Source organism: Lysobacter sp. Root690 (assembly GCF_001427785.1).
In the GTDB taxonomy this organism is placed as follows: Bacteria; Pseudomonadota; Gammaproteobacteria; order Xanthomonadales; family Xanthomonadaceae; genus Lysobacter.
Map to the genome: position 1 here is coordinate 682,310 of NZ_LMHM01000016.1, position 11,273 is coordinate 693,582.

Genomic DNA, 11,273 nt, shown 5'->3' on the forward strand with positions numbered 1-11,273 from the left:
ACATCGGGTTAGAGAACCGCCGGCTGCAAGCGCGTCGCGCCCCGGGTATCCGTCTGAATCCCACTGCATTCAAAAGCCGATCCATGCCCTGGCGTGCGATCGAGACTGCGTACCCGACAGCGGCTTGGTCTCTTGCCAAACACCGTTCCGGCAACGCTTCGACGGCCAGCCTGACAAACTGATCGCTTCAATTTATTTCGATCATCAAAAGTGATTCGCCCGTGAACTGAGCAAATGGACCGCAACTTCAGCGCCACGCGCAGCGCGTGATTGCGTTCAACCGCTACCGCCGTTGGTTCTTTGGCTGTCGCGGTAGTGGAAAGTTCACTTCGGCCCCTAATTCGGCCGACACCCAAATCCATCATGCCGTCAGACGAGGACGAAGCCACGCTCTCGCGAAAACACCACTTTTCGCCGAGAACAGCATCAGAATAAATTACGAATTGAACCGTATAGATACCTCACCCGACTCGGATGTTTCCATCACCACCCAGGCATTATCCTGCCATTTCGAAAAAATCGAAAGATACACACTCGCGTAATGAGACGTGTCGACAAACGCACCATCCGAAAAATAGCCAACTCCACCGCCCCCGCGATGACTGATTTGCATGGCGCCTCTCTCCGCCAAAAAATCTAGCACTGCCTGCGTAAACAGATCGGACGGAACCAAGCCCCCCATCTCGTCATACGGGAGGTTAGACAGTATGAATTTCTCCAATACCGAATCGGAAAAAACATCTTCATGCCAAAGACGCTCGACGTCTTTCAGCTCCGCTTTGAATTCATCGATTTTCATCAAATGCCTTCTTTGACCATCTTGTTGACGAGATTATCACCAAAAGCCACAGCCCCAACATGCAGTCTTTCGATCAATGGCAGCACTGACAAATATGGCAGAGCGGTTGTGGTTGCCTTGGCATGAATTCCACGAAGCTCGTGAAATTCGTGACCGAAAATTGCCGTCATTTTTCGATCACTGTTAAGCACGCTTTGCCGCACGCGCACCACCGCCATCTCGCCGAATAAATCTCCCCACGACATGATCTTGTTGTGAGTCAGATTTGGATACTGCTTTGTTTCATAGCTTGCATATTTGCCGACCCCGTAGTTCTTATCGAAGACGCCGTCTTCGACTATGACATATTTGACCCGCAACCCACCGCCGTGATCAACCACAACTTGATTAGGCGCAGTCACCGTGTAGTCGACAAGCCCCTCTTTGAACGCTCCGTTGCTATCAACAAAATCGATGGCGCCCTCAAGTGTCCTGGGAACATCGTTGTCCCGCCACAGATGTTCGGTCGCGTGCATTTCTGCCGCCCCCGACACCTTCTCACCGTATCGATTCGGTTTTGATTTACCGCGAGTCGAGGCGACATCCGGGCGCTCGGACAGCCCGAGATCGCCCCAGCCTTCGATGTTATGACTAAAAGGCGAACGCGCTCGCCCTTCGGGCAATAGACGGCGTGCGCCTTGTCCGCCCATCAGAGTCGTCAATACCGTCGCAAACTTGTCCTCAAGCGGCATATCCCATATCGCTTTCGCTGCGCGTTTCGAACCCTGCTCCGGGTCGGCCAGGAATGCCACCAAGGAATCACGCGTATCAGGGCTGGTGACAGTTCGAACCGTACCGATCGTACCCTGGAGCACCGTATCTCCAAGCACCACCGCGCCATTTATATAGATCTTTGCCCGTAACTCCGCTTCGGAGCTAGAGTTATCAAGGGATTCGCGAGCAATCTGTCTGCCTCTACTTGCGTAGGACTGCACCCCCGCTAAGAAGTCGTCCAGAGGTTTGATGGCGCCCCAGCTCCTGCCCCAGTACCACGCCTGATCAAACTCGGCATTCGTGGCCCAACGCTGCGCGACGGGAGCCATCCTGACTCCCACACCGGCCCACTGCTGGTTGTAAGTGGCTAATTCATCCAAGTACGCTTGATAGTTACCATAAGCCTTTACGGTAGGCACGTCGAATGGCTTTGAGCCGTCGACAGTGTTGTACATCGCGTGGTAGCTATCGAACGTGTCACCACTGCCGGGATCGAATGCCGGTGCATTCTTTTCTCTCTGGACCCGCACGATGAATTGCGTCTGTTCTTGGCTAAGGCCCATCAACGCGGCAGCCGCTTGGCCCGGACCCATTTCGACTGCGGAGCTGACGCCACTCATTGGATCGGTCTGCGGATAGTTGACAGAAGATGAACTCACGCGCTGCGCTGACAAGCCGATAGCGAAAGGCCCTGCGTTCGACCACGCTGCATCGTAGAGTTGCTGGCTCATGTGCTGCTGTTCGATACGGCCGACGCGGCGTGCAGCCGCCCCGCCGACAAGCGCATGGCCCAGCGCGTTACCTGCCGCATCCGCCAGCATCATGCTTGTATGCCAATGCGCTTCGACCCCGACGGCTTTTCGAATGCCATATTCGGCTAAGTTGCTCAGCATGTCCGACGCTATCGCCTGCCAGGAAAACGGCCTTGAGCGTATCCAGGATCTTCTCGCGCCGGCCTGTTCGTATTCGACACCCGAGGCTTTTGATATCCCGTATCCGGCCACTGCGGTAGCGGACTGAGCAGCCATTTCACGCAAGCTGAAATGCGTTTCCATCCCGAGCGTACGCCCCACCGCATAGCCAGTGGAATAACTCACCGCGGCGCCGACCGCCGTGCCAGCGACGGCACCAGCCGTGCCTCCGATTCCTTGACTGACCCAGCCATTGACTTGCCCACCGGCATAAGCCGCCGCGGCCGAAACCGCGATGCTCTTGTAGTCGATCATTCCGGGCGCGCCATGCGAGCCCGGGTCGTAGATCGAACGGGCCAGATCGTCGCTGTTACCTCCCAAGGGATTGAGACCCAAACGTAGTGCTCTGCCCCAGTCGTATTGGCCGTTGAGCATCAGCTGACTCATCTGGCCGGCATAGTTGCCGGCCGCGGCGCCCGCGACCGGGCCGGCGAAGTAGCTGACGACCGCCGTCACCACCACCGAAATCAACTTCGACATCGCGCCGCATTGCGCCTTCGGCGGAGGCGGTATGTACGGCAGATTCGGAGTAGTCGACCCGACCGCCTCGGCAGGGTTGTACGGCTTGAACGTATTGGAATCGTTGCTGCTGACACGGGTGCTCGGCGCGGTGATGAACGTGCCGGCCGCGAGTTCCTGATCCGGGTTACCCAGACCGTTGGCTTGGGCGAGCACGTACCACAGCGTGTCGCTGCCATAGATGCGCACGGCCAGGCTGCGCAAGGTGTCACCTGCCTGCACCGGCACACTGCTGCCGTCGCCAGCGTCGTAGTTGCCCAAGCCGCTCAGACTCTGGATCTGCTTGGTGAAATACGTGCTGTTGTTGAAGCTCGCGATGCTGCCCTGACGCAGCTCGGCCAGCTGCTGGCCCGCCGCGTGGACCAGCATGTAGTTATTTGGCCCCTGATCGCCTGGCTGCACGAACTGGCCGCTGCTGTTGAGGCTGCCTTCGCGGCGGGTCAGCACGCGGGCATCGCCGTTATAGGCGTAGTAACGCATGCGGTCGTCGAGCGATCCGTTGCGCAAGGGCGTGTTTTCGCGCTGCGACATCAGATGGCCGAACGGATCGTAGGTCAGCGTATTGGTGGTGGTTCGGTAGTTGTGGTTCGAACTGGTACCGGTAACCGACTCTTCCTGATACGTCTCCCAGCCCTGGAAAGTGACGTTGTAGTAGTGGGTGTACTCGGAGTTGTTGTTGGAGACCCCGGTGTAGCGATAGCTGGCCAGACGTCCGCCCACGTCGTAACCGCCGACGTTATCGGTGCGGCTGCGCCGTTGCAGCACAGTGATGTCTTCCATCTGCCGTTGGGCATCGCCATATACCGTCATGACCCAACTTTCGTCCGCGTATTGCGGCCTCTGCCAGGTCTCCTGATAAAGCATGCGACCGTCGGCGTCGTAGTCGTAGCGCTCGCCATAGAACAACCAGCCGCCGTAAGGATAGAAGCCGTAGACCTCGTCGACTTCGTTTTCCCGCTGTCTATGCACGAACATCGCGCTGGCGCCGTAATACTGACGAACTTCCTTCAATCGGTTGTTGGCATCGTAAAAAAGCTGCTTGGACACGCCTTCGTAGTCGTTGGCCACCTGACCGCCGCGCAGGGTCAGCGGGTGGAACTCCAGAACCCGGTTGCCGCGCAAATCGTAGCTGTAGCGTTCCAGGCGCACGTCGTCGCCGATCGCGATCGCACGGGCGGCGACGTTGCCGCCGGCGTCGTACATGATTTCGTACGATTCCGAGTTGCGGCTGGACACCAGAATCTGCCCGTTCACCAGATCGCCGTTATTAATCTTGATCCGGTTCTCGGCGTCGTAGACGAACCAGTAGGTCGTGGTCTGCACCGGCGCATTGCCGGCCGCGGCCGCGCTGACGACGGCCTGGGCGGACACCGGTTGGGCCGAGTCGAAACTGTCCTGGTTCTCGGCCACCGCGCTGCTCTGCGCCGGCCCCATGTCGAACACCAGCGCCGCCTGCTCGCCGCCGCCCGGCAGACTGGCCGGATCCTGCGGGAAGCCCGGACCGCCGCCACCGCCGTTGCGCACTGTCTTCACGGTCGCGCCGAACACCATGTCCACGTAGGCGCCGTGCGAATCGGTCGCACGCAGACGGAACTCCATGCCGTACTCGTAGTTCTCCACGCCCGCGTAGGGACGGCCTTCGACGAAGAGTTCGCCGGTGTGGAAGATCCCGACGCCCCAGCCGGACGGCGCGATCACCGAGTACGTCAGTGGATTGCCGTCGGGATCGCGGAAGGTGTCGGCCGGCATGTAGTAACGCTGCAGCGGAGGGATCCCCGGCTCGTCGATCACCACGATGAAGTAAGCGCCCTCCGCCTGGCGATTCACGTACGGAGCCAGATTCTCCGGGGGGCGCGGCGTCACCGTGAGAGTGAACTGCGTGGCGGTCGACGCGCCCCATTGATCGAACGCCTGGACCGTGACGGTGTACGTGCCGGGTGTCGTCGGCGCGCCGCTCATGGTCTTGGTGTCCGCGTCGTAACCGACTCCGGGCGGCAGTCCGGTGATCGTATACATCGCCAGATCGCCGTCGGCATCGGTGAACCACGGCAACGCGTAGTTCCAGCCGGTCGTGGCCATCACGCTCTGGGCGGGTACCGTCGGCGCCACCGGGGCGGTGTTGCCGCGTACAAACAGTCGGACCGGCAAGGTGGTGATGCCACCCATTCCGTCGGTCGCGGTGTATTTGAATTCGTATTCGCCTAGCTGACTCGGAGTGCCGAACAGCATCCGCGTGGCCGGGTCGAAACTCAAACCGGGCGGCAGGTTGGTGGCGCGGTAGGTCAGCGCGTCGCCGTCACCGTCGTGGAACGCCGGCAGCTGGAACGAATACGCCAGACCGAGGACGCCGGTGGCCGCGAAAGTGAACTGCGGCGCGGTCGGCCGTTGGTTGCCCGCGCGCGTGGTCAAGGTCAGGGTCGCGGTGCGTGTCGCGCCGTCCGGATCGGTCGCGGTGAAGGCCACGTTGTAAACCAGACCGGACGCCAGCCCTTCCGGTGGTCGCCCGACCAGACGCAACTGCGATACGCCCTGCACGTTGGTGCGCTGGAATGTAAGCCAGGACGGCAAGCCGCTCGCGCGAATCTCCAGGCCGTCGCCATCGGCGTCGTAGAACACCTCCGACACCGGCATCGACCACAGGAAGTCGCGATCGACCGGGATCGCTTTGGCTGGCAGCGGCGACGGCCCGCTCGGCGCGTGGTTTGGCGCCACCACCAATTGCACGGTCTTGATCTGCGATTCCCAGCCGAGCTGATCGGTGGCGCGGACCTGCAACGTGTAGGTACCACTTTGCGGTACGCCACGCAGACGAAGCGCGCCGGGCGAACTGGTATCGAGCTGCAGCCACGCCGGCAACGACGCGGCATTGACCACGCTCAGGCGCATCTGGTCGCCGATGTCGAGGTCGTAGAAGAAATCGGCCGCGAACAGGTCTTTGCTCCAGGCCTGGCCGGTCTTGACCAGCAGCGTTTCGGTGTTGGTGTTGTGCAGCCGCGGCTCGACGTTATTGCGCACGAACAGCACGAACGTAGCTTCGGTCGCGGCCGATGGATTGGCGGTCTCGTAGGCGGTCATGCGGATCTGCAGATCCTGGACCGGCACGTTCGCGTCCGGGCGCGCGATGAAGGTGATCAGGTTGCTGGCGGGATCGCGCTTCACGGTGAGCCAGGGCGGCAAGGCCCCGCCGCCGACCAAGTCGACCCTCAGGCTCAGCGGGTCCTGCTCCGGATCGCGGAAGTATTCGCTGAACACCAACGAGAATTCCCCGGTGGTGCCGGGCCGGACCGAATGCCACGGAATGCCCTGCAACAGGGTCGGCGCGTTGTTGGCGTCTACCGGAACACTGTCGGCGGCCGGGCCGTAGCCCGAGCGGGCGACGGCGCTGCGGCGGTTGCCGACCGCGTCGTAGCTGTACGACAGATCGAATACGCGCTTGCTGGCGCCCGACGACAGATCGTCCTGGGTCACGCGTTGAATACGGTTATGGCTGTCGTACACCGTGCGGGTGATGGTATGTACGGTCAGGCCGCCGCCATCGACGGTGTTCACTTCCTCCAAGGTACGGTTGCCGGCGGCGTCGTATTCGTAGCGATAGCGCGGCGCGACGCTGTTTTCGTAGATCGCCTTGATCTTGCCGTTGGGGTAGTAGACGGTATGCCGCACCGCGTCGGCCGCGGGGCCGCCGGACTGGGTTTCCGACTGCAGTTGCCCGCTGGTGGGGTGGTAGTAGTAATCGAAATCGCGGCCGCTGAGGTTGTTGTGATCGACCAGCCGGCCGTAGGCGTCGTAATTCCAGGTCAGCTCGTTCCCGTTGACCAGCTCACCGTCGCGATCCTGGAACGTGGCACCGCTCAACGCGGTGCTTTCGCCGGTCTTGTTACCCATCACATCGTAGGTGTAGCTGGTCCATACGCCCGTCGCGGTCTGGCTTCGCAACACCTGGTTATTGCTGTTGTAGTCGTACAGGGAACGATTGTTGAGCGCGTCGAATACCTGCAGGCGATCGCCGCTTTGATTGAGCACGTAACGTTGCAGCGAGGCCCGGGCGCGGCCGCCACCGCTGGCCAGGTAGTCGCCGATCTCGACCAGTCGGCCTTGGCGGTCGTAGTCCTTGTAGGTCAGATACCCCAGCGGATTCTGGGTAATGCGCTGATTGCCCATCGCGTCGTAGGCGAACAACGTCGCCTGACCCAAGCCGTCCTTGGAGGTGATCAGACGGCCGACGGCATCGTATTCGTTGCTACGCACGCTGCCGTTGGCATCGCGGGTGGCGAGCAGACGGCCTAGTGCGTCGTAGAACCACTCATTGACCGGGCGCTGCCACACGCCGACGCCACTTTCAGATACGACCACCACCAGCGGCCGTTCGTCGCGAGTGACCTGATTGAGTTCGTTGTAACGGTAGTTGGTGCGGTAGCCGCGCGCGTCGACCACCTCGAGCACGTTGCCCCAGCGATCAACACGCTGCTGAATCGTCGAGATCATCACCGGATCGGCAGTATGCGACGGCAGCCGCGTCAGGGTATTACGGCCCAGACGATCGGTGGTGTTCCAGCTGACCGCCTCGACGGTCTGGCCTTCGCTGGTGAACGCGATGTGCGACTCGCGCAGCTGATGGCCGGCCAGGTTGTAACCGAAACTGCGGGTGCCGTAGGCCTCGTTGTTGCTGAGCAGGCGTCCAGCGGCGTCGTAGTTGTAATTGTGGGTGCCGCCGACACCCGGGAAGCTCTTCTCGACGATCTCGCCGAAGGCGTTGTAGGTCGCCTGCTGCGCCATGTCGACGCCCAGCTGCGCACCGTCGCTGGCCCGGTTTCGTGTCTGGCTCATGCCGGTCTGTCGACCGGCCTTGTCGAACGAATACCATGAATGGACATCGACGTCGCGACTGCCGTCCGAGCCGCTGAGCCTATACCAGCGATGGATAATGTTGTCGGCCGCGTCGTAGTCCGTATACGTCGTATCGCCGTTGCTGACGGTATTGCCGACCGCGCGGCCCTGCCAGTCGTAGCGGATCCACTCGATCTGGTCCTTGTTCGGATCGCTGTCGAAGCTGCCATCGGGACGCTTGCCGCTGACGTGCTTCCAGGTGCGCAGCAGGTTTCCGAAGGCGTCGTACATCATCTCGGTGAACGGCGAAACGTCCGCATACACGTTCGGATGATTCAGGTCGTAGCCGGCGTTCTGCGCCAGCATGCCGAACGTGCCGTCGTTGATGACCTTGCGCATCGGCTCGGTCACGTTGAGCACGCGGCCGAGCGCGTCGTAAACGGTGGAGGTGGTGCCGGTGTCGTTGATGATCTGGGTGACGCGGTTTTCACCGTCGTAACGGAACTGGGTGGCGACATCGCGCACGCCGCTGCTGCCATCGCGTCCCTGGAAATGACGCACCATGGTTTCGTCGATCTTGCGGCCCAACGCGTCGTAAGACCAACGGGTCACGCGGTCGTAGCCGCTGGTCGCATCGCCCAACGGCGGCTGCGCCGGCGGCGTTCTGGTATTCAGGCCGCCGGTGGCAATCGCCTTGGCGTATTCGATGGTCTCGACCGCCTCGCCGGCGACGTTGTAGCCGGTGCGAGTGACGTAGCCTTCGGCATCCACCGTCATGGTCACCCGACCGACCAAATCGTAGTAGGTATAGGTGTCGGCCCAACGCGCGTCGGCCTGGCCCGGCGTGCCTTCGAGCAGGACCGATTCCTTGACCTTGTTGCCGAAGCCGTCGTATTCGACCCGCACGGTCGGCGAACCGACGGCACTGGCGCCGGTCGAGGTGAAGTAAGCGACCTGGGTCTGTTCGATCTGCACCGCCAGGCCGCGCTGGTCGTAACGGGTGGTGATGGTGCGGTCGGCCACCGACGTCGCGGCGGCGGCCTGCATCTGCGCCATCGACAGCGGCTGGCCCTCGCCCCAGCCGCCCAGCGCGCCGACATTCAATTTCTGCGCGTATCGACGCAGATTGGTCTGCTGGCCGAAGCCGTCGTAGGCATAGGCGGTGACGTAGTTTTCCTGGTCGACGTCGTAGGCGAGCCGGCCCAGATTGTCGTAGACCTTGTAGCTGTAGAAGCCGCGCACGTCCTTCTGCGCCACGGCTCGGCCGAGCGCGTCGTAGCTGACTTCGATGGTCGACTGGATGCCGCTTGCGACCAACTGCTTGTTCGCATCGAGCCGGCCCGCGTCCGGGAAAATCGTGCGGATCTGATTGCCGCGGTTGTCGTACTCGTAGCGGGTGACGCGCGGCTGATTGGTGTCGGCATTTTCGGTGCGGCTGATGACGTTGCCGAGCGCGTCGTAAGCGGTACGGGTGACGATGCGGCCGACGCGGTAACCCTGCATGCCATTGATGTCGGCGTTGCCGATGCCTACTTCCGGGCTGATCTCGGCCGTGCGGCGGCCGGCAGCGTCATATTCGTAGTTCCAGACATGCCCGTTCTTGTTGCGCAGCGCGGTGATCTGGCCCAGCGGATTGTAGGTGTACTCCTCGTACTGGTTCAGCGCATCGGTGACTCGAACCACCCGGCCCATCGCATCGTAGGCCGTCGTGGTCTTACGCACGTCGGCGATGCCGGCGACCGCGGTGGCGACCGCCGCTTCGTTCATCGGGGTGCTGATCGAAATGGTGCTGCCGTAGCGACGGGTTTCGACGACCCGGCCGGCGCCGTCGTACCGCTGTTCGTTGACCGCGCCCAGATCATCGACGGTGAAACGCACGCGACCGGCGGCGTCGAAGACGTATTGAGTCGAGCGGTACAGGTCGGCGGTGTTGTAGGCGCCCGCCGCATTCAGCGCGGCGCCGACCTGCGCCGGTGTCGCCACCGGGCCGAGTGCGATCGGCACGGAGTATTGATACTGCGCGGTGACCCGGCTAGCGCCGTCGTAGCGGCGTTCGCTGACTAGATAAGTGGTGGCGCTGTTCTGGGTCAGCGTGTAGCGCTCGCGACCGGCTGCGTCATAGATATGGCGCACGACCGCGTCGGCGGCGTTGTTGACCGGCGTGATCGCGGCGATGTCGGCGACGCTGGCGGTGCCGGCGCTCAGCTTGGCGAGCAACGGCGCGGCGATGGTCGCGGCTTGGACGTGGCGCCGCTCCTGCACGACGCGGCCGGCGGCGTCGTAGCTGCGCGTGCTGACGTAACCGGCGCCGTCGATGGTCGCGGCGATGCGGCCGGCGCTGTCATAGACCTGATAGTTGCGCAGGTCGCGCGCGTCGTCGGCGATCGCCGCGACGCGGTCGCGCACCATGCCCATCGCGGCTGGATCGCCGGCGATCAGCTGGGACTTGAACGTCGCATCGGTGTTGACCGCGATCGCGGTCGCGTACGCGCGCGTGCCGACCGGGCGGCCGCCGCCGTCGTACAGCAGTTCGATCACCGAGCCGTTGCCATCGACGGTGTAGCGCGCGCGACCAGCGCCNGAGGTCGCAACGACGTCGACGACGTCTTGCGGCGAGGCGGTGCCGGCGGTCAGCTTGGCGCGCAGGGTCGGGTTGAGTTGGGCCGCATGCGCGTAGCGCTTGTGCACGGTCTGGCGACCGGCCGCGTCGTACACGTAGGAGATCACCGTGCCGGAGTTATCGACCGTGGTGCGCAGCTCGCCGAGCGTGGTGAAGACTTGATAGACAATCTGGTCGGCGGCATCGTTGCGCAGTGCCGCCAGATTGAAGTCGGCGACCTGCGCGATGCCGTGGAACAAGCGGTCGACCAGACCGTTCGGGCTCCAATCGCTCAACGAGGTCAGCGTCGCGTAGCGTCGGATCTCCGAAATCCGACCGGCCGCGTCGTACGTGTACTCCTGCACGGCGCCGAGCACCGACACGACCAACTTCACACGGCCATCGCGATCGTAGACCCGGTACTCGCCCGGATCGTTCGTCCACGCCAGTCGTGCATCCAATTGCGCGATCGTCGTGGTATCGGTCAGCGTCGACGGATCGGTCCCCGCGATGTAGGTACGCGTGGCGACGACCTTGCCGTCGGCGTCGCGCCAATTGCGCGTCATCACCCCAAGCGGATCGATCGTATAGATCACTCGGTCGGCTTCGTCGTAATAGAACCGGGTGACGTTGCCGGTCGCGTCGGTGCGGCGCACGAGGTTGTCGTTGGCGTCGTAGGCGTAACTGGTGATCAGGTTCAGGCCGGCCGGATCGAGGCGTTCGGCGGTGCGGCGGCCGAGGGCGTCGTAGTCGTACTGGATCGTGCGCGCCTGCGCGGTGCCGGCGCCTTCGGTGACCGTGATCT

Annotated in this window: 2 protein-coding genes; both read right to left on the reverse strand. The window is 62.5% G+C overall.

The window, feature by feature from the left end; translation table 11 throughout:
• Positions 1-436 precede the first annotated feature (436 nt).
• On the reverse strand, positions 437-799 hold the full coding sequence (locus tag ASD86_RS19940; RefSeq protein WP_056114713.1) for a hypothetical protein: 363 nt from the start codon (positions 797-799) through the stop codon (positions 437-439).
• The gene (locus ASD86_RS19945) at positions 799-10,407 is read right to left on the reverse strand and encodes a putative Ig domain-containing protein (protein ID WP_235567826.1); all 9,609 of its coding nucleotides are present in this window, start codon (positions 10,405-10,407) and stop codon (positions 799-801) included. Before ASD86_RS19945 ends, ASD86_RS19940 begins: the two co-directional genes overlap by 1 nt.
• Positions 10,408-11,273: the final 866 nt, after the last annotated feature.

What these genes read in the sequence shown, in the direction of transcription:
- ASD86_RS19940 (WP_056114713.1), bottom strand. Translation starts at nt 799, where the DNA reads ATGAAAATCGATGAATTCAAAGCGGAGCTGAAAGACGTCGAGCGTCTT.